This window comes from Alteracholeplasma palmae J233 (genome assembly GCF_000968055.1).
In the GTDB taxonomy this organism is placed as follows: Bacteria; Bacillota_I; Bacilli_A; order Acholeplasmatales; family Acholeplasmataceae; genus Alteracholeplasma; species Alteracholeplasma palmae.
Genome location: NC_022538.1, coordinates 101,518 through 122,124 on the forward strand (window position 1 = coordinate 101,518; position 20,607 = coordinate 122,124).

The 20,607-nt window shown below is 26.9% G+C and carries 23 protein-coding genes; 22 read left to right on the forward strand and 1 reads right to left on the reverse strand.

The window, feature by feature from the left end; all coding sequences use genetic code 11:
• Nucleotides 1-11 precede the first annotated feature (11 nt).
• From BN854_RS00415 to BN854_RS00530, 22 genes are all read left to right on the forward strand, one after another.
• Nucleotides 12-458, forward strand: a complete 447-nt coding sequence (locus BN854_RS00415) for a hypothetical protein (RefSeq protein WP_026654095.1) — start codon at nt 12-14, stop codon at nt 456-458.
• Between the two features lie 58 nt (nt 459-516).
• Nucleotides 517-849, forward strand: a complete 333-nt coding sequence (locus BN854_RS00420; protein WP_045959645.1) for a hypothetical protein — start codon at nt 517-519, stop codon at nt 847-849.
• 13 nt (nt 850-862) lie between these two features.
• Nucleotides 863-1,528, forward strand: a complete 666-nt coding sequence (locus tag BN854_RS00425; protein ID WP_026654103.1) for a hypothetical protein — start codon at nt 863-865, stop codon at nt 1,526-1,528.
• Between the two features lie 101 nt (nt 1,529-1,629).
• Nucleotides 1,630-2,343, forward strand: coding sequence for a hypothetical protein (locus BN854_RS00430; RefSeq protein ID WP_026654112.1), 714 nt, complete (start codon nt 1,630-1,632; stop codon nt 2,341-2,343).
• A gap of 138 nt (nt 2,344-2,481) precedes the next feature.
• A complete protein-coding gene (locus BN854_RS00435; protein WP_026654119.1) occupies nt 2,482-3,327 on the forward strand; it encodes a hypothetical protein in 846 nt (281 codons plus the stop codon).
• Between the two features lie 497 nt (nt 3,328-3,824).
• Entirely contained in the window at nt 3,825-4,019 is a 195-nt protein-coding gene (locus BN854_RS00440; protein WP_045959648.1) for a hypothetical protein, read from the forward strand.
• A gap of 179 nt (nt 4,020-4,198) precedes the next feature.
• Nucleotides 4,199-4,666: a hypothetical protein gene (locus tag BN854_RS00445; protein ID WP_026654128.1), complete on the forward strand. Its 468-nt coding sequence runs from the start codon at nt 4,199-4,201 to the stop codon at nt 4,664-4,666.
• A gap of 578 nt (nt 4,667-5,244) precedes the next feature.
• Nucleotides 5,245-5,439 (forward strand): hypothetical protein, encoded by a 195-nt coding sequence (locus BN854_RS00455; protein ID WP_045959652.1) that lies wholly within the window; start codon nt 5,245-5,247, stop codon nt 5,437-5,439.
• Nucleotides 5,440-5,615: 176 nt separating this feature from the next.
• Complete coding sequence (locus BN854_RS00460) at nt 5,616-5,993, forward strand: hypothetical protein (protein ID WP_026654136.1); 378 nt, start codon at nt 5,616-5,618, stop codon at nt 5,991-5,993.
• 98 nt (nt 5,994-6,091) lie between these two features.
• Complete coding sequence (locus tag BN854_RS00465; protein ID WP_026654145.1) at nt 6,092-6,820, forward strand: hypothetical protein; 729 nt, start codon at nt 6,092-6,094, stop codon at nt 6,818-6,820.
• Nucleotides 6,821-7,205: 385 nt separating this feature from the next.
• Complete coding sequence (locus tag BN854_RS00475) at nt 7,206-7,841, forward strand: hypothetical protein (RefSeq protein ID WP_157868333.1); 636 nt, start codon at nt 7,206-7,208, stop codon at nt 7,839-7,841.
• A 42-nt stretch (nt 7,842-7,883) separates the two neighbouring features.
• Nucleotides 7,884-8,462, forward strand: a complete 579-nt coding sequence (locus BN854_RS00480; protein WP_026654346.1) for a hypothetical protein — start codon at nt 7,884-7,886, stop codon at nt 8,460-8,462.
• Nucleotides 8,463-8,598: 136 nt separating this feature from the next.
• Nucleotides 8,599-9,804, forward strand: coding sequence for an HD domain-containing protein (locus tag BN854_RS00485; protein WP_026654355.1), 1,206 nt, complete (start codon nt 8,599-8,601; stop codon nt 9,802-9,804).
• Nucleotides 9,801-10,328 (forward strand): ribonuclease M5, encoded by a 528-nt coding sequence (gene rnmV / locus BN854_RS00490; RefSeq protein WP_026654364.1) that lies wholly within the window; start codon nt 9,801-9,803, stop codon nt 10,326-10,328. The genes BN854_RS00485 and rnmV overlap by 4 nt, the downstream gene beginning before the upstream one ends.
• Before the next feature lies 1 nt (nt 10,329).
• A complete protein-coding gene (gene rsmA, locus BN854_RS00495) occupies nt 10,330-11,121 on the forward strand; it encodes a 16S rRNA (adenine(1518)-N(6)/adenine(1519)-N(6))-dimethyltransferase RsmA (protein WP_026654372.1) in 792 nt (263 codons plus the stop codon).
• A gap of 117 nt (nt 11,122-11,238) precedes the next feature.
• Nucleotides 11,239-11,502: a septation regulator SpoVG gene (gene spoVG, locus BN854_RS00500; RefSeq protein WP_026654380.1), complete on the forward strand. Its 264-nt coding sequence runs from the start codon at nt 11,239-11,241 to the stop codon at nt 11,500-11,502.
• 171 nt (nt 11,503-11,673) lie between these two features.
• Complete coding sequence (locus tag BN854_RS00505) at nt 11,674-12,639, forward strand: ribose-phosphate diphosphokinase (protein ID WP_026654389.1); 966 nt, start codon at nt 11,674-11,676, stop codon at nt 12,637-12,639.
• Complete coding sequence (gene pth / locus BN854_RS00510) at nt 12,636-13,205, forward strand: aminoacyl-tRNA hydrolase (RefSeq protein ID WP_026654398.1); 570 nt, start codon at nt 12,636-12,638, stop codon at nt 13,203-13,205. The genes BN854_RS00505 and pth overlap by 4 nt, the downstream gene beginning before the upstream one ends.
• A 32-nt stretch (nt 13,206-13,237) precedes the next feature.
• Nucleotides 13,238-16,648, forward strand: coding sequence for a transcription-repair coupling factor (gene mfd, locus BN854_RS00515; protein WP_026654406.1), 3,411 nt, complete (start codon nt 13,238-13,240; stop codon nt 16,646-16,648).
• A gap of 19 nt (nt 16,649-16,667) precedes the next feature.
• Entirely contained in the window at nt 16,668-17,846 is a 1,179-nt protein-coding gene (locus BN854_RS00520; protein WP_026654415.1) for a pyridoxal phosphate-dependent aminotransferase, read from the forward strand.
• Between the two features lie 18 nt (nt 17,847-17,864).
• On the forward strand, nt 17,865-18,599 hold the full coding sequence (locus tag BN854_RS00525; protein ID WP_026654423.1) for a hypothetical protein: 735 nt from the start codon (nt 17,865-17,867) through the stop codon (nt 18,597-18,599).
• A 259-nt stretch (nt 18,600-18,858) separates the two neighbouring features.
• A complete protein-coding gene (locus tag BN854_RS00530) occupies nt 18,859-19,845 on the forward strand; it encodes a virulence RhuM family protein/type II toxin-antitoxin system death-on-curing family toxin (protein WP_026654431.1) in 987 nt (328 codons plus the stop codon).
• Nucleotides 19,846-20,063: 218 nt separating this feature from the next.
• Here BN854_RS00530 and BN854_RS00535 read toward each other — a convergent pair whose 3' ends face one another.
• The gene (locus BN854_RS00535) at nt 20,064-20,558 is read right to left on the reverse strand and encodes an SHOCT domain-containing protein (RefSeq protein ID WP_026654439.1); all 495 of its coding nucleotides are present in this window, start codon (nt 20,556-20,558) and stop codon (nt 20,064-20,066) included.
• Between the last annotated feature and the right edge of the window lie 49 nt (nt 20,559-20,607).

The following is a 20,607-nucleotide window of genomic DNA, read 5'->3' on the forward strand; positions in this document are numbered from 1 at the left end:
AGAATTGAAATATGAATTTAGTATTAGAAAGAAATGCATCTATTTTTGGTTCAATCTATAAAGAAAAGAAATTACCAAAGAAAACATTAGAAGCAATGGCTTCAGAGTTAGTAATACCTGAAGGTGCCATTGAAATGACATATGATGAAATGGAATATGTTGATGGGGGATTTTGGAATTGGTTAGCAGATAGAGCTTGGTCTTTATTTGACGGACTATTATTAGTTGGTCTTGGCTGGCTGGCAAATGGCTTTAAAACGAAATACGGGACGCTTAAAGGTCTTTATTCAGCTTTAAAAGCAGCAAAACTTGGAAAGGCACTAGTGTGGCTAGCGGGAACTATAAAAACTGGGGTTAGTAGTGCAGTAGGGTGGGTTATAGCAAACCCATTAGTAGCAACTGCAATAGGTTTAGGAATTGTAGCTACTGTAGTAGGTGCGATAACGGTATTCTTATAGGATTGTTGTGATTCGGACATTATCCTGTCCGAATCACGACTTAATAAAAGGAGGTTATATGAAAAAAAATATAGCTAATCTAATGAAAATCATCATGTATGTTTTATTATTTGTCTTTATATCATTTATATACGATGTATTAAGACGAGAAACTGAAATACCGGATTTAATCTATATGATACTAGGGATAATATTATTATTTATCTCTGGAATTCTATTTTGTTTTAATAAACAAAGAAAGAACTCTAAAATAACATTCTATATTGTAGCTTTCCCTACTATTATCTCGCTATATATTTTTTCTGATATATTTGTAGAAAATAGAATAATTGTTAAATTTTTTTTTCTAATACTTATTTTGTATTTAAGTTTTAAAAGTGAGAGAAAGTGAAAAGGTTTTTATAATGTTGATAATGATTATTATTTTAATGATGTTGCTAATCACCTATATTGTTTTAACAATCTTATATAGTTTTTATTATTATAAAAAAGAAACTTTTTTAGTATTTGATAGTGAGTGTTTCTTTTCCTTTTTTTTAAATGAGTTAAGCGATAATAATATAACTATTATAATGAATCCAAGTATATTATCATATAGTTTATTAAATAGAAGTATTACAATACCAAATAGCTACTTTGAGAAAAAACTGAATTATCGTGATGTATTTTTATTGTTACACGAATTTGGACACCATTATGATTTAAATAATAGGAATATTAATTTGCAAAAATTATACATAAAATTAGTTGGAATAAATAGATTGATTATTATTCCGCTAATTATTGCTTTGACTATCTATTTTCATGTAGTGAATTTATATAATTGGAGTATTATTTTTGTGCCATATTTTTTAATCATAACTATTCTTCGTCTTTTTTTTGGATTAATACATGAAAATGAAGCAAGTAAGTATGCATTATTTAAAATAAAGGAGCTATATCAACTTAATCTCAATGCTCAAACGTTTCTAAATAGATTGGCAATATTTAACACATTGATACAATTTTTTATGACACTTTTGGTTTCATTTAGCGTAGTATTTATATTATTTATTAGTATAATGAGTTAGATACAAAATACATTATATTAATAAATCTAAAGAAAAATCAATGGATGGGTTACCATAGTGTAATACAACTATTTTGATATAAACAAAACGAGGTTATAGATATGAACAAATGGATTAATATTTTAATAATGATAGTTTATTTTATTGTTTCTATAGTAGGAATAAAACAGATTCCATATGATGAAAGGTTTATGGTTTTAAGTTCACCTTTTATGATTTATATAGCAATGATATGTGTGATTTGGTTTAATAGTATATTCTTTGAAAAAAAGTTCAAATTAGATTTAATTATTTCTAGTTTATGGTTAATAGTTAATATCTTAGGTTTTATAATTAATGATTATATTTTATATGGATGTATACTTCTTATCATTATTAATGCTTTTGTTATTTTAAACACAAAAACAAATCAGACAAAAGACTTCATTATTAAGTATCATGATTTTTCGGTATTGGGTAGTTCATTTTTTGCATTTGTTGGAACATCTATGTTTTTAGAAAGTAATCAATTTTTACTCTATACGATAATGACTTCTATGCTTTTAGTTATATCATTGCTACAAATTTTTTTGATACTACAAGCAGGAGAATTAGTCTTAGGTAAGCTATCTTTAGTAAAAAAACTAAGTATTATAATTGTTGGAGTTTTAGCATATATACCAGTAATGTATTCAATTAAAAAAAATAATGGTGGAATAACAATCAGTCTTGAAAATATGATTTATACGCTTATACTTTTACTATACCCAATGATTTCAATTAGAATGCTTAAGATCAAATCTAAAAGAAAATTGATTTTAGATTATGAGGGTTAAGATAATAGAAAAAATGTATAATCTATAGACATAAAAGTTATTTGAATAAAGGTACTATGAACGATATTATTGATTATAAGACTAGGGTCTATATTCAGTAGTAATTGAGTTTCAATTGATTAAGGAGATACTATGAAAATGAATTCTAGAGATGGTTTAATTAAATCAGTTAAATTAGTAAATAAGTTAAGAATAATTTTACTATTTATAGCCACAATAGGATATGCATATCAATTATTTTATAACTCAGCTTATCAAGGAGTAGTGATATTTTCAAAGTTAAGTGCATTTGCATACTTAGTTACGCTAGTGGCTTCATTTGTTTCATTTATAATTGCATTTTATCCATCACATATAAGAGAAGGTAAAATGATTAGATTCTTCATGTTTATGATTTCTCTTTTTCCGGTAATTTTATGTATAGCATCTTATTTTGCTATTATATATGATCTTACTGTAGTATTTTTTAGTTTATGGATAATAGTAATTATTTTAGATCTTTTTAGAATAAAAAAGATACTTGATTTAGTTAGTAAAGATGAAAAACTAATTATACCAATTTTGATGAAAGATGCTAAAATACCTGATAAAGATCAGTATAGAAATTTTAAAAAAGATATACCTAATTTAAAACACAGTGAATTGATTTTATTATTAGCTATTGGAGTATCGAGAATAGAATATTTTATATATCCAAGTATTTTAGTTTATGCTATCATCCAAGTTAATTTAATACTTCATAGTTGTAAGAGACAAAAGATAAAAAAATTATATGTATTATTAGTGATACTAATTGCTAGTGCACTTAGTGGGTTATCATTAATTATGCAATTAGAATTTATTTCCATTGAAAACACAACTTATAAAGATACGTCATTATTTATTTTTTTAATAGGATTACCAGTCTATATTATTAAACATTACATGAGAAGAAAAATTGTATTTTTTGAAATTAACGAAATTATAAATGAAAGTATTGTATAATTTTAAGAACTTTTTTAATAATCAGAAGAAATAAGAAGGTGTTCTTATGAACGTATTAGCACATGAAAGAAGTATTAAAATAACAATCTTAATCAACATTAAGTATTCCAATATTAGCATTAGTTAAATATCTAATGGGTTATAGAATGATTGTCTATGTTGACTTAGGGTTTACACTTATCTTAATAATAATGATTTGTTTTTACTATTTTAAGGGAGAATCAAGTAAGGTATTTAACATTATCTTAAGCTTGATATTACTTTATATATCAATAGGATTTATTGTGCCTGGATTTGACTATAAAAACAAATGGTCAAATTTAGTTGTGGGACTTATGTACCTATGTCCGGCTATTATTTATTTTTTAGTTAATTATATTATTGAGAGAAACTACAGAAAATACATTATTAATACGAAATAAATCACAGATATATAAATAGAACTTTTGTTAAGAAAGTATATTACAATATTTTTATGAAAGGATAAAATATAAAAGATGAAGAATAATCATGCGGGTAAGCTGTTTTTAATCATTTATTTAACTATATTAAATTTAATAATGGTTGGAGTTATGATCTATTTTTTAATAAAGAAAAATTGGGTTTTAGTAGGACTAAACACTGCAGCAACTTTAATCATAGCAGGTATTATAATTATTACTATACACGATTATGTTAATAAAAAAGATTGAGTTATTAGGATTAATGAGTATTAGTAAAACTTTTATTTAGCACTTACTGTAAGTAAAATAGATAAGATAAAGTATTTAAAATTATATAGAGTGATTATAAATTCTATAGATAAGTGATAATATTTAATGGCTTAATAAAGACATTAAATAAAATTAATGAGATTTAGGAGAATTGAAATATGAATTTAGTATTAGAAAGAAATGCATCTATTTTTGGTTCAATCTATAAAGAAAAGAAATTACCTAAGAAAACGTTAGAAATAATGGCTTCAGAGTTAGTAATACCTGAAAATGTTATTGAAATGGAATATGTTGATGGGGGAGGTTTCATAAGCATAATAGATACTAGAAAAACAGGATTCGCACATGCATTAACTGCAATTTTAGGTTTAGTATATGTATTTGGAGCACTAGGAACTATTTATGGTAAGACAGGAAGTGCATTATTTCTTGTGCCTGAGCCTACATTAGTTACAAAAATATTTGGCGGAGTTATGTGGGCACTTGGAGTAATTGCAGGATATATTGCAAGCGCTGCAGTCCATTCTGCAATTTTAGCAGCTGATAAAAAGTCTAGAAATGAACACTTTAAGTTTGGCATTGAAACTGTATTTTTTGGTATCCCAATAGGGATGACAATTCAATGAGAGAATAATATGGAACTATATCAAAGCATAATAATATGGACAATATTTATTACTCTTTCAATACTTACTTTTTTTTCAATAACTAAAATATTCCCAAATAATAAAACTAAAAATTCAAAAAGCACTAAAATTTTATTTTTTAATATATCGATGGTGTTTTCTTGCTTATTAGGAATATTTATAACAATGTCTAAAAATCAAATAGATGGTTTAGTTTCGTTTTTTTCGCTTTTAATTGCATATATCATTATTATAATTAAAGTCAAAGATTATTTGAAAAAATAAATGAAAGCATAGTATAAATCTTATGATAGAAGTCAAGCCTTGATGCTACAAGGGCTTGACTTACCTTTTAAACTGTGTACAAGCTGATTGAATACTAGTAACTGTTAAATTTGATTTTAACAACACTAATTGAAACTATTCTAACAGGGGTATCTACAGTTCTAGTTAATTATATTATTGAGATAAACTACAGAAAATACATTATTAATAAGAAATAAATCACAGATATATAAATAGAACTTTTGTTAAGTAAGTATATGCTAATTTTTTTATGAAAGGATAGAATATAAGAGATGAAGAGTAGTCGAGGAGTTAAACTGTTTTTAATCATTTACATAACCATATTAGATTTAATAATGGCTGGATTTATGATCTATTATTTAATAAATAAAAATTGGATTTTAGGAGGATTATACGCTTCAACAACCCTAATCATAGCAGGTAATATAATTGTTACTATATGCGATTATATTAATAAAAAAGATTGAGTTATGCGGGTTAATGAATCTTAAGTAAAGTCTATATGTAGCCCTTACCGTAAGTAAATTAGATAAGATAAAAGTATTTAAAATCATATAGAGTTGATTATATGATTTATAGATAAGTAATAATATTTGTTGTCTTAATAAAGACAATAAACAAAATTAAATTTAGGAGTAGTAATATGAAAGTAAAGTCAGGTGTTTATTTTATAACAATCTTTATAGTTAGTTATATAGTTTTTATTCTTGATTGGATATTAATATCTAAAAGTAATGAAAGTCTTATTATACAAAATATACTGTTTTTCTTGATTTTGATAATTTATAGTGTAGCTTTTGTAAGGAAAAAGCAGATACTAAGTAAATACAGTAAGGAAACAATAACTGCGGTTTTATTTATCCCTAATGTAGTATATGTTATTTATTCGGCTGGACCTGGAGTTGGACAAAATGATGTTACGCCGCTATTTAAAATTTTGTATATAGCATTAGGTGTAACTAGTATTTGTTATATGCTCTACTATTATGGTTTCATCTATAAAAAAAAGGATTCAGAATAATATAGGCATTCTAATATTTATAAAGAAAGTAATAATGGATTTTAAAAACTAATATAAGTAGTAAAAAAATGAAAGTTAATAATTATAAGAGATAAAATATGAAAATAAGAAAGAATTTACTTATTGTAACGTATCTTACCTATTTTTTATTAGGATTTGTTACAACTATGATAACATCAAACAAATACAATAACTTAGTTGATAATATATGGCTTAAAAGTATTCAAGTTACGATCTGTTTAATGTTTGCTTTAACATTATTAGTAAGTGAAGGTATCGCAATGCATAGAATTAAATCTATAAGAACAATGCTACATATACTTTTGATTTTTACGATTAGTATTAATTTAATTTTTAAAATAAACTGGATAGTCATTTCAGTAATTCAAATGTGCTTAATGTTGTTGTTATTCTTTTCATTAATTTATACTAAATATGAAGATAAAGAAGATGAACTTAAAAGAATAATTACTAATACTTATATTATGAGTAATGTTATGCTTATAGTTATCACTATTTTTTCAATTATAAAAACAGAAACAATATATATATCACTTATTATTTTAGTCATTTATATTATTTCTATTAAAATAATTGAATTAAAATTCTTTGGAAATAAGTTAACGATACTCGAATTATTATTTTACTTTCTTATAGTTTTAATACCTGTTATGGGATGGATATCATCAAGCTATATTATGGGAAGTCAAAATATAGAATATAGTTTCTTTGCATTACCTTTAATTGCTTCAGTAACGCTATTATGCTTTGGTGTAGCAATTAATAAAAAAATGTATCATTTGATGATACAAAAAAATGAATTTTAAATTAAGGAGATAGAACATGAATTATTTTATAAACATAGTACTTTTGGTATATTTAGGTGGTTCAATATTTGATATATATAAAGAGAAAAAGAATAACTTTTCTATGGATAATAAAGTAAAGTCAGTCTTTATACGTCATCAAATACCTTTACTATTGTGTTTTGTTATAGGCTTAGTCCTTTCTATAATTTATGTAAAACAAATAGAAGATTTTATGAAAGAACCATTTCTTTTAATTATCTATTTTAGTTTAATAGCTTTCAATATAATTAGTATGTTTACATATATAACTGTAATACTAAAGACAAAAAATATAGAAGATAATAAGTAGTCATATACAAAATAAATGTGTTAATTAATATAAGTATATTAGGAGATTTAAATGATGAATAAAGAGAAAAAATTGATAATTGGAACTGTAGGTTATATTTTAGTAATGGTAGCTATTGCAATCATTAGAGATAATGCAGCAGATCATATGAAGACAGCTTTACTTTTAGTTACAAGAATTATGGTAATAGCATTAATTGTGTTTTTCATTTTAGCTGCGTATATGATTGCGCATATAATCAAAAAGAATAATAAGGAATTTCAACAAAAAGTGATTGATAAAAAGTATGATGAGTTACTAGTTATAACTAAAGCTAAATCTGAAAAATATTACTTTGGAAGATTGATTATTAATTCAAAATTTAATTTATTAGTTATACTGTTTATTCTTGGTAAGAATGATGAAGCGTTTGAATTATTAAATCATACTTACTGGCGTACTTATAGTAATGGTGTAGTATTTTATAGAGTTCTAGAATTATTATATAAAGATAAAATAGATGAAGCTAAAAAAATAAGAGAAAAACTAAGAAGAATTAAGCATCAAGAAAATAATTTAGCAATAATAGATCATATTATATCTTTTAAGCAAGATAATCAAGAAAATGAGAAGCTTACTAAAAGTATCTATCCAATTGTCAGAGAAATGTGCTCTAATAATAAAACAACACATAAACTTAATGAATTATAAAAAAAAAGATTTTTTTAAAATACTGAATGTGAGGGATTAGTAATGAATAAGAAAACAATTACAATTAATATCTTATTATTTTTATCAGGACTTATATTTTCACTTTTTAATGTAGCAATACCTTATGTTGCCTTTAAAACAAACACAAGTGTATATTATACATTTGAAATTATTTCTATTTTTATCTTAGGGATAACAATATCACTTATAGCAGATGAAATTAAAAAGACTGTATCATTTAATAATATGAAAAAAATTAGATGGGCATATCATAAAAACTTCATATTATTCTATTTATCAGTAGTTATTTTTCATCTTTTATTTTTAGTTCTTAGAATCTCAGAAAGGACTAATTACTTATATTATGTCATCCCCTGTATTATTTTTATTTTGACAATAGATATCATAAATTCTATTTTAGTTTTTCAAAAATCAAATGAAGTAGAAAGAAACTATTATACATATTCTTTGTTCAATCAACTCACAAGTGCTATATTAATTTTAAGTTTATGGGCTTTTATGGCAGTATATAGTGAATTAACATCAGTCATACTGATTACTGTCTTAGCTGTTGGTATAAGAGTGTTTCTTATTTATAAGAAACCAAGAATAAAAGACTAGCTTTAATTAGTATAATAATTATATGAGAGATTAGTTATAAACAAGTCTAATGGCTTGTTTTTTTCATATAAACCATAAAACAATACTAAAATAAGGTATAATAGATACGCAATCATATAGTGAAAAGAGGAATAAAATGGAAAAACTAGAAAGACAACAAGTCTTTAGAGATCCAATATACGGCTATATCCATATTGATTATGCCTTTATAGAAAATTTAATTGATACTAAAGTATTCCAAAGACTAAGAAGAATCAGACAATTAAGTGGTGTCCATATGGTTTTTCATGGGGCAGAGCACTCACGCTTTATTCATAGTCTAGGTGTTTATGAACTAGCAAGACGTTTTATAGAAATAAAAGAGATCAATGAAACACTTTCTATTAGAGAACAGTTGCTTTTTTTAACAGCTGCGCTACTTCATGACTTAGGTCATGGAGCGTATTCTCATGCCTTTGAGTATGTGTTTAAAGTAAATCACGAAAAAATTGGAGCTAAACTGATTAAAGCAGACCAAGAAATTGGTGAGATCTTAGATAAAATAGATAAAGACTTTAAATATGATGTTGCATCTATTATCGATAAGAAACATAAATTTCCAATTATTGAACAACTGATATCAAGTCAATTGGATGTTGATAGATTAGATTACTTAGAAAGAGATGCTTATTTTACAGGAGCTGTTTATGGTCATATTGACCTTGAACGTTTAATGAGAATTATCACTGTTAAAAATGATAAAATAGTGTTTAAAGAAAGTGGAATACACGCAATTGAAAACTATCTTATTAGTAGATACCATATGTACTGGCAAGTTTATTATCACCCTAAGGCTCGCGCATTTGAAGTTATTTTAGAAAAAATATATTTAAGAATCCATGATTTATTAGAATCAAACTTTGATTTTGGACACGATGTCACTGCTCTAAAAAGAATTATGGAAGATAAAAATGACCTAGAGGCTTATAGAGAAATAGATGATTACTATATGAATGGACTGATTGCACACCTTACAAAAAGTAAAGATGAGATATTAAGCACATTATCAATTGACTTTCTAAATAGACACATATGGGCTTATTTAGATGATACAAAGGAGAACGCAGCTAAAATAAAAGAAATTAAAAAGGAATATAAAGACTTAGAAAAATACTATACACTTTCAACTAACGTTGAACAAAGTGCATATAGTGAAACCAGTAAAAATATGGGAGACCAAATATACATACTTAAAAAAGATGGTAACATAGAACCATTAAGTGCACACTCTTCTATTATCCATAGTTTAATTACAACCAGTATTAAAGAAGATGCTAAGTTTTTTTATAAGGTAAAAAAATGAATCAAATTATTGTAGTAGAAGGATATCATGATCAAATAAAAATTAATCAAATATATAAAGATGCACAAGTAATGATTACCAACGGTAGTGCTCTTTCAAAAGAAACCTTGTTAAGATTAAAAGCCTTAAGCAAAGATAACCAAATGATATTGTTTTTAGATCCAGACCATGCAGGAGAAAGACTGAGAAGAATTCTTTCAAAAGAACTTGCTAACGTTGTTCATGCTTTTCTAGATCAAGAATTAGCACATAGTAAAAACGGCAGAAAAATCGGTATTGAGCATGCCTCAACAAATGACATCCAAAATGCCCTTAATCAGATTTTAATACCTAAAGAAGGAAAAAGTGATATTACACTAAGTTTTCTTTATGAAAATAATCTATTAGGAAAAGAAAACAGTAGAGAACTCAGACTTAAACTTGCTAAAAAATTTAATTTAGGTGTAGTTAATGGTAAAACTTTACACAAAAGACTCATATGGGCTAATTTAACTCAAAAAGATCTATTAGAGGAGCTAAAATAACATGGAACATAAAGCTAAAAAGAAATATGGACAAAACTTTTTAAAAGATAAAAACCTACTTAAAAAGATTATTACAAAAGCTGAAATAGAAAACAAAAACGTTATAGAAGTTGGCCCGGGACAAGGCGCTTTGACTCAATTTGCCCTACCTGTGTCAAATAAGATGGTTGCTTATGAAATTGATAAGAGTTTAACACCCTATTTAAAACCATTTGTAGATCAAGGTCTAAAAGTTATATTTGGAGATTTCCTTAATACGGATTTAGAAAAAGACATTAAAGAAAACTTTAATAACGAAGATGTACACTTTATCGGTAATTTACCTTACTATATTACCTCCCCTATTATTTTTAAAATATTAGAAACAGAAAAGATAAAAACAGCGACTATTATGATTCAAAAAGAAGTAGGTGACAGACTTGCTTCTTTACCTAATCAAAAGACTTATAATGCGCTATCTGTTATTATTCAACACTATACAAACGTAAAAAAAGTAATGGATGTTAAAAGGGCAATGTTTTTTCCACAACCTAAAGTAGATAGTATCATTATTAGAATAGAGAAAAAAGACCAAAATCTTGGGTCAGATGAAGACTTTAAAGAGTTTGTAAAGGCATCTTTCCTACAAAAAAGAAAGACACTTATGAATAATTTATCTACCCATTATAAAGTTGATAAGACTGCTTTACAAGAATTCTTCGTAGGTAATCAATTAGACCTAAATATTAGAGCAGAACAGATTTCTGTTACAAAATTTGAAGAATTAGCTAAGAATTGGGTGAAATTTTCTTAGATATGCTATAATTTTTCGGAAAAAAGACGAAAAATGAGTATGAAAACGCTTTGCAATGCCTTTTTCATGTTATAATCATACTAGGATTTAATGACAAAGAAGAGGAGGATATATGGAATGGAAGTTACTGATGTAAGAGTAAGACTTGTTGAAAGCGATAGTCGATTAAGAGCAATCGTTACAATCACTTTTGATAATAGTTTTGTTGTACATGATATTCGAGTAATCGAAGGGGAAAACGGAATTTTCGTTGCTATGCCAAGTAAGAAGATGCCTAATGGTGGATTCAGAGATGTAGCTCACCCAATTCATTCTGATATGCGCAAAGTGATGGAAGACGCTGTAATTGCTGCATACCAAAAGACCTTAGAAGAAGCCTAAGGAAAAAATAACAAAAAAGGGGTCTAGGGAACTAGGCTTTTTTTCTTTATATACAATAAATGATGTAATCATCACTAAAAACGCTTACTCTATATCCTTTATGGCTAAATTATTTTAAAAATGTTATAATAACTTTGAAAATAAAAAAATCAATTTGAAAGGTGATTAAAAGTGGTTATCGACGGAAAAAAAATTAAATTGTTTGCCTTAAGTGCAAATAAACAGTTAGCAGAAAAAATTTCTGCTAAGACAAAAATTCCATTAAGTTTAGTAGATGTAGTTAAGTTTGCGGATGGAGAAATGACAATGAACATTAATGAAAGCGTAAGAGGGCAACACGTTTTTATTATCCAACCTACAAGTGCACCAGCTAATGATCATTTAATGGAAGTCCTTATTTTAGCAGATGCATTAAAACGTGCATCAGCAGCTAGCATCGCAGTAATTATGCCTTATTTCGGATATTCTAGACAAGATAGAAAATCTCGCTCTAGACAACCAATCACGGCTAAATTGATTGCGGACTTATTACAAGTTTCAGGAGTGAATCGTGTAGCATGTATGGATTTACATGCAGCACAAATTCAAGGATTCTTTGATATCCCAATTGATAATTTCCCAGCAGCACCACTTTTAGCGGCATATTTTAAAAAGAAAGATTTAAAAGATGTAGTTGTAGTTTCACCAGACCATGGTGGCGTTTCAAGAGCAAGAATCTTTGCACAATACTTAGGCGCACCGATTGCAATTATTGACAAAAGACGTCCAGAACCAAATAAAGCTCAAGTTATGAATATTGTTGGTGATGTAAAAGGACAAACAGCAATCATGATTGATGATATCATCGATACAGCTGGAACTCTAACAGTTGGAGCACAAGCTTTACTTGATGCAGGAGCAAAAGAAGTATACGCAGCAGCAACCCACCCAGTCTTTTCTGGAGAAGCATTAGAAAGAATTAAAAACTCATGTTTAAAAGAAGTAGTTGTTACTGACACTATCGCATTAGGCACTAAAGAAATGCCAGAAAAAATTGTTCAATTATCCGTAGGATCATTACTAGGAGAAGCAATCTTACACATCATTAATGATGAACCTATTAGTGAAATCTTTACTAGAGTAGAAAACTTAATATGAAATTAATCGTAGGTTTAGGAAACCCTGGTGATAAGTATGAAAATACAAGACACAACATGGGTTTTATCGCAATTGATTTTTTACTTACAAAACATAAACTTAAAACAACAGTAGAACAAAAATTCAATGCTGAAATAACTACCCTAAATCTAGGAAATGAAAAAGCCATTATCGCAAAGCCTTTAACTTATATGAATTTATCAGGCGAAGCAGTTAGAAAAATTATGGACTATTATAAAATAGAACCTGATGATTTAATTGTTATTGTAGATGATATTAATCTACCCACTGGTAAATTAAGATTAAGAGAAATGGGCAGTCATGGTGGACAAAACGGACTAAAGAACATTATTTTAAATCTTAAAACAGAAAAGTTTAAACGCATTAGAATTGGAATTGACCAAGATACTCGAATGCCCTTAGATAAATATGTTTTGGGAAAACTTACAAAAGATGAAGAAAATCTCATTTATAATAAACTACCAAATGTTATAGATGCAATTGAAGCCTTTATCAAAGAAGAACCATATAAAGATATTATGACAAAATACAACACCCAAGCATAAGTTTGGGTGTTATCTATCATAAGAGGTTATACATGGACCAAATGATTAAAGACCAACTTAAAATTAGACAAATACTTAATAAAAAAGAAGGGCAATTTAAAAAATTAAATGACCCTTTTTTACAATATACAATCAACTATGATTTCTTAGAAAATAAAGAAAATATTTTAGTTGTAGCTCCTAATTTATATGAAGCACAAAAGTATTATGATCAACTAACAACTAACCTTTCAGATGACTCAGTTCTATTTTATCCAGTAGATCAAACACTTACTTCTATTATGGCATTAGGAAGCCCAGAATTTAAAAATGAGCGACTCTATACATTAAGACAAATTTTAAATAGTGATAAAAAGCATATTGTAGTGACAACCCATCAAGGATTAGGACAACTTCAACTAAGTCCTGTAGACTATGAAAAGTCTGTTTATACCCTTTATAAGAATAAAGACTATGATATAGAAAAGATTACAAAGACTTTAGTTTATAACGGGTACACTAGAAACTATACAGTAGAAAGACCTGGGGAGTTTAGTATTAGAGGTAATATTATAGATATCTTTACACCTGATAACCCACATCCTTTTAGATTAGACTTTTTTGGTGATGAATTAGAATCTATTAAACTTTTTGATGTAGAAACACAAAAATCATTTGAGTTTAAAGAAAAAATATCGATTGCTCCTTTACATGAACTCTTTTTCACTGATGAACAAAAAAATAGCGCTTTGATAAAAATTAAAGAGTATTTTTATAATAAAGAATTATCAGAAGAAGAAACACAAAAATTATCTAATGACCTATTACAATTAGAAGAAAGACAAAAGTTAGATAAACTGAGTCTTTATACTTATTTTTTCACTGATCAATTTTATACAATTTTAGATTTCTTTAAAGAACCTAAAATTTATATGATTGATAAAAATAAAATGTTAATCAATGAAAAAACAACTTACGAAGACTTATTAACATATAATGAAACTTTAAAAGGGGATCATTTTACACAAATCCCTTATAGAAAAAATATTAGTGAATTTACTAACTTAAAAACTTTAGACTTCTATATTACAGATAATACACACTCAGAATCTATAATAGATTTAAATATTATTGATTTTGAAAGTCTACACGCTAATTTTAAATTATTAAAAGAAACACTCAAACAATATCACAACTATACAATTATTTTGGGTTTAACTAAACCTAACTACAAAGAATTAGTAGAAGAATTTTTAGATACAGAAAATATCTCTTATAATAAAGATCACATTAAAAATTTAGAATTAAATGTTATCACAAAAGAACTACTAGGTTCTTTTATTAACCCAGATGAAAAACTACTTGTTATTAGTGAAACTGAAATATTTAACTCTAAATTTAAAACAAGAATCCAATATAGAAGTGTGATTAACCAAGCGGTTAAAATTAGAAGTGTCGATGAACTTAATGAAGGCGACTATGTTGTTCATTATGATTATGGTATAGGACAATATAAAGGTTTAAAGACAATGGATTTAAGCGGTAATAAAAGAGATTACTTATATTTAGTTTATGCTAATGATGAGTCTTTATATGTCCCAGTAGATAAAATAGATTTAGTCTTAAAATATAAAAGTTATGAAAATGGAAGTCCTAAACTTTCTAAATTGGGCGGTAAACAATGGAGTAAAACAAAAGCTAATGTTAAAAAGAGAATCAAAGACCTTAGTGATAGATTACTTGTTTTATATGCTAAAAGAAATGCGGCTATCGGATTTAGTTTTTCAAATGATAATGAAATGATGCAAAACTTTGAAAATGACTTTGCATATCAAACAACTAAGGATCAACAAGAAGCAATCGACCAAGTAAAAAACGATATGCATAACCAAAGACCAATGGATAGATTAATTGCTGGTGATGTTGGATTTGGAAAAACAGAAGTTGCCTTAAGAGCAGCCTTTAAAGCTGTTTTAGATGCTAAACAAGTAGCTTATTTAGTCCCTACAACTGTTTTAGCAAGACAACACTTTCATACCTTTAAAGACAGATTTGAAAAGTATGGAGCTAATGTTGCCTTATTAAGTCGTTTTGTTTCCCCTAAACAACAAAAAGAAACGATTGATAAAATCAAAGCTGGATTAGTCGATGTAGTAATAGGGACACATAGACTCTTATCAGAAGATATTAAATTTAAAGATTTAGGATTATTTATTATAGATGAAGAACAAAGATTTGGGGTAGAACATAAAGAAAAAATTAAAGAAATGAAGATTAATGTAGATACTCTAACACTAAGCGCAACCCCTATTCCAAGAACAGTTCAAATGGCTATGTATGGCTTAAAAGATCTATCTATGATTGAAACTCCACCTTTAAATAGATACCCAGTTCAAACTTATGTTGTTGAAAGACAAGATGCTTTAATTAAAGAAGCTATCCAAAGAGAATTAGCCCGTGGTGGACAAATATTTTATTTATATAATAAAACATCTGATATTGAAAACATTGTTTTAAAATTAAAAAAGCTTGTCCCAGAAGCGAGAATTACATATGCTCATGGTAAAATGAATAAAGAAAAACTAGAAGATGTTCTAACAGAATTCATTGATCACCAGTTTGATATATTGGTTGCTACTACGATTATTGAAACAGGTGTTGATATTCCTAATACTAATACCCTTATTATTCATGATGCTGATAACTTAGGATTATCACAACTTTATCAAGTAAGAGGTAGGGTTGGTAGAAGTGATAGAATTGCTTATGCCTATTTAATGTATGATGCTAGAAAGAATATTAACGATGAAGCTAAAAAAAGATTATCTGTGATAGAAGATTTCACAGACCTAGGTAGTGGATTTAAGATTGCCTTAAGAGATTTATCTATAAGAGGTGCAGGGGATATCTTAGGTGAAGAACAATCAGGATTTATTGATTCAGTTGGGATGGATCTTTACATGAAACTATTAGATGAAGTCATGCAAGATAAACCAGAGGAACAAGAACCTAAAATAGAAGTTGTTGATGAAGTATATTCTGACAGACATATTGAAAAAGAATATATAGAAAGTGATGCAGTTAGAATTGAAATACATAAAAGAATTAGTCAATTAAACAGTATAGAAAATGTATCAGAATTAAAAGTTGAATTAGAAGATAGATTTGGTAAATTATCACCAGAACTTGTATTATATATGTATGAAAAATTATTTAAAAAGCTATCTAGTAAACTAGGTGTTGAAAAAGTCATCCCAGGAACAAATGAAGTTTTACTAGTAATCTCTATTGAAAAATCAAAAGAAATTAATGGAGAAAAACTATTTGAAATTGCAAATAACTCTAAAATACCTATTAAGTTAGGATATCTTAAAGGACGAGTTCAAATAACAGTAGTTACTAAAAATGAAGAATCCCATTGGCTTTATATTATTTGTAAAATTATTGAAAATTACTATAAATAATTAAAAAGAGAGGTTATATATGGCAGTAGATATTTTAGCAATCGCAGAAAATGCAAGAAAAGAAAAATTAATCAATCCAAATGTCATAGACGCAACCATCGGTATGTTTTATGATGAAAATAAAAACCTTGTTATTCCTTATGTAAATGAAAAGTTTTATACTTTAAAACCAGAAGATATTTTTCCATACGGCTCAACAAGTGGTGGAGAATTATTTAAACAAAATTTGATTTCATGGGTTTTTTATAAAATAGAAGATAAAATAAAAGAAAGCTTTAAAATAGATGCAATCGCAACCCCAGGAGGATCTGGAGCCTTAAGTATTATTTTTAATACTTATGGTAAACAAAATGAATCTATTTTAGTTTCTCACCCTAGATGGAGATATGAGTTTTTTACGGATGCTGCTAAGATGCAAATTGCATCATATGACTTATTCTTAGATGATAAGTTTAATCTTAAAGGATTAGAACAATCATTAAATCAATTATTACTGAAACAAGAAAAAGTAATATTAGTAATTAATGATCCTTGCCATAATCCAACTGGATATGAATTGAATGATTTAGAATGGGAAGGGTTAATTAATCTTTTAAATACATATGATAAAGAAATCATATTAGTATTAGATATTGCTTATGCAGACTATAATCCAAAAGGTTTTGTTGAACAAAGAAATAAATATATAAATTTAAAACAATTAAATAGTAATATTTTACCGCTTATTGTCTTTTCAGCCTCTAAAAGTTTTTCTATTTATGGAGTTAGATTAGGTGGACTTATCGGACTATTTCAAACAGATAAGCAAGAATCATTCTTTAAAGAATATGTTTATAAGGATGCACTTGGTAAGTGGTCCACTGCTCCAAGTGTAGGAGTTAGTTTATTTAATGAAATTATGAAGAATAAAGAAGACTATATACCTAATTTGGAAAAAGTTGTTAAAACTCTTAAAAATCGTGGAGATTTATTTTTAGAAAAAGCTAAAGAACACAAATTAGACCATTACCCATATAGTGGAGGATTCTTTGTACTTATAAAATCTACTCATCCATTAAAAGATTACGAAAGACTCATAAAAGAAAATGTATATGTTATTCCTATGGAAGAAGGATTAAGAGTTGCACTATGTAGTATTAGTTATTCAGAAGTATCGCGATTAGTAGAAAAAGTAAGTAAAACAGTAAATAAAAGATAAGATATTTTTAATAAATGAATGAAAGAATTTATAACGTTAGATAGTTATAAGTTCTTTTTTTGTGTAATAAAGAAAAATTTTAAGTATTACTATGATGATCTTAATAGACTCATTAGAGAAGACAACAAACTTCTAAATAGAACACAAATCCACGAATATGATACAAATGACAATATCACATCAAAAAAAGTATATAGTTATTCAACAGATACACCTGTTGACTTGATCAAAGAATATGCATATAATTATAGTAAAGATGACAAAGATCAACTAGATATGTATCAAGATGAATTGATTGAATATGAAACAATAGGTAAACCAAGTAACTACAGGGGAAACAAAATAACATATTTAAATAATGATATTAAATCATATAATGACATATCATTTACATATAATAAAGATCACATAAGAATAAGCAAAATAGCATTAGAAAATAAAATAGAATATATCTTAGATGGTAATAAAATACTTAAAGAAAAGATTAGTGAAATGAGTAGTCACTTTATAAGTGATGATATCTATATACCAGAAGAGTATGTTAATGAAGTGAATAGCTATGAAAAAACATATATTTATGGAATAACAGGTATCACAGGATTTAAAATAAAGAAAAGTAATCAAATAGAAAGATACTATTACCATAAAAACATTATGGGAGATATTATAGAAATCTTAGATAGAAAACAAAAAGTAATAGGCAAGTATGTATATGATGGAAGGTACTACGATCCAGAAACAGGAAAACTATAAACCATAATAAACTAAATGAATATATATAAGGAGTGCTTCATGCATTCCTTTTTTCTTTGGTTGTTTAACACATACCAAAGCACTATATACCTCTCTATAAACTAAGTTATGAGATATGTTAAAAGAATGAAGGAAAAAAATAAAAGTAAAAAAAAATCTTATTGACTATCATAAAGATAGAACTGATAAAACAATTTGAAATCATTTAGGTATAAAGATAACAAGTAGAATATGGCATGAATTGAAAGGTGCTGAAATCATGAATAAAAAAATAGATATTATCATATTTAAAGATGAAGAACTTAAACTTGAAGTAAGAGTTAATCCTGAAGAGGATACAGTTTGGTTAACACAAAGACAAATGGCCGAATTATTTGGTGTTTCGGTAGATAATATTAGTTTACATATAAAAAACATCTTTAATGAACAGGAGCTTGAACAAGATTCAGCTACCGAGGAATCCTCGGTAACTGCTTCTGATGGAAAAAATTATAGGACTAGGTTGTATAATTTAGATGTTATAATCTCTGTTGGCTATCGGATAAAATCAAAGCGAGGTATCATCTTTAGAAAATGGGCAAATAAAGTACTGAAGGAATATATGTATCAAGGATTTGTTATTGATCAAAAAAGGTTAATTACAAGTGAGATTAACTACAAAACCTTTACTAGTACAGTAAAGTTAATAACTGATTTAGTAGATAGAAAAAAATTGACAGCAGATGAATCAACTGGATTATTAAAAGTTATTTCCAAGTATACTTATGCACTTGATACACTTGATAAATATGATCATCAAATACTTACTATTGCAAACACTACTCAAGATAATAAACAAATCAAACTTGATTATGAAGATGCTATGAAAGAAATTAAAAAAATGCCTGATTATGGAAAAAGTAAACTGTTTGGTAAAGAAAAGGATCAATCATTTCATGGGGCACTTAATGCTATTTATCAAACTGCATTTGGTGTAGATGTTTATCCATCTATTGAAGAAAAAGCAGCTAATCTTTTGTATTTTATTGTTAAAGATCATGCATTTTATGATGGTAATAAAAGAATTGCAGCCTCTATCTTTTTATGGTTTTTAGACATCTATAATATTCTTTACAAAGAAGATGGATCAAGGGTACTAGAAGATAACGCCTTGGTAGCAATCGTTTTGATGATTGCATTATCTAATCCTAATGAAAGAGATGTAATTGTTAAAATTATTATTAACTTGATTAATAAAAATAATTAAAAAAATAAGGTTTAAGTCATATTATTATTGACATTATACTGGTGTTATCTATTAATCATTTTTCTAATGCTGTATGTGAAGTGAGATAATGGCCTACAACATAACAAGAATACTGGTTAGGAGTACCAAGTAAATATCTTTATTAATAACATTAAAAAAAGGCACTATATAAGTACTTATCTAAAAGATTGTACTAGATTTATAGTGCCTTTTATTATTTAAATAGAATTAATTAAATCTTGTCTTCTCTGAGTATATTCATCAAGTGAAATTAACCCTTGATCATATAATGATTTAAGATTATTAAGTCTTGATTCAAGACTCAAATTACCTGAAGTAGTAGAAGTCTTATTAGCGTTTGTTAAAACAAGAGCTGTTAATACAATTAGTGCAATACTTAGACCCATATAAAGAATAAGGTATGCTACTGCGTGTAAAGTGAATAACATAACAATAACTTGAATAGAAGAAATAACTAAAATAAAAATATTCCATCCAACACTTGTCCTAACTTTCGTTATCGCAACAATCTTAAATGCAGAGACAATACCTAGCGGTATGATGATACTGAGCAATTCTTCAATATTACTATTTGAACTACCAATATGAGATAAAACGTTAATAAAGCCTATTAAGGTGATAAGCCCTGTTATAGAAGTATCAATAATTGTAAGTATTTGCACAACATTTCCGTACTTTAACTCTTTTGACATAAGTGCCCCCTTTAAATTTTAAATATATGTATATTATATAATACAATTA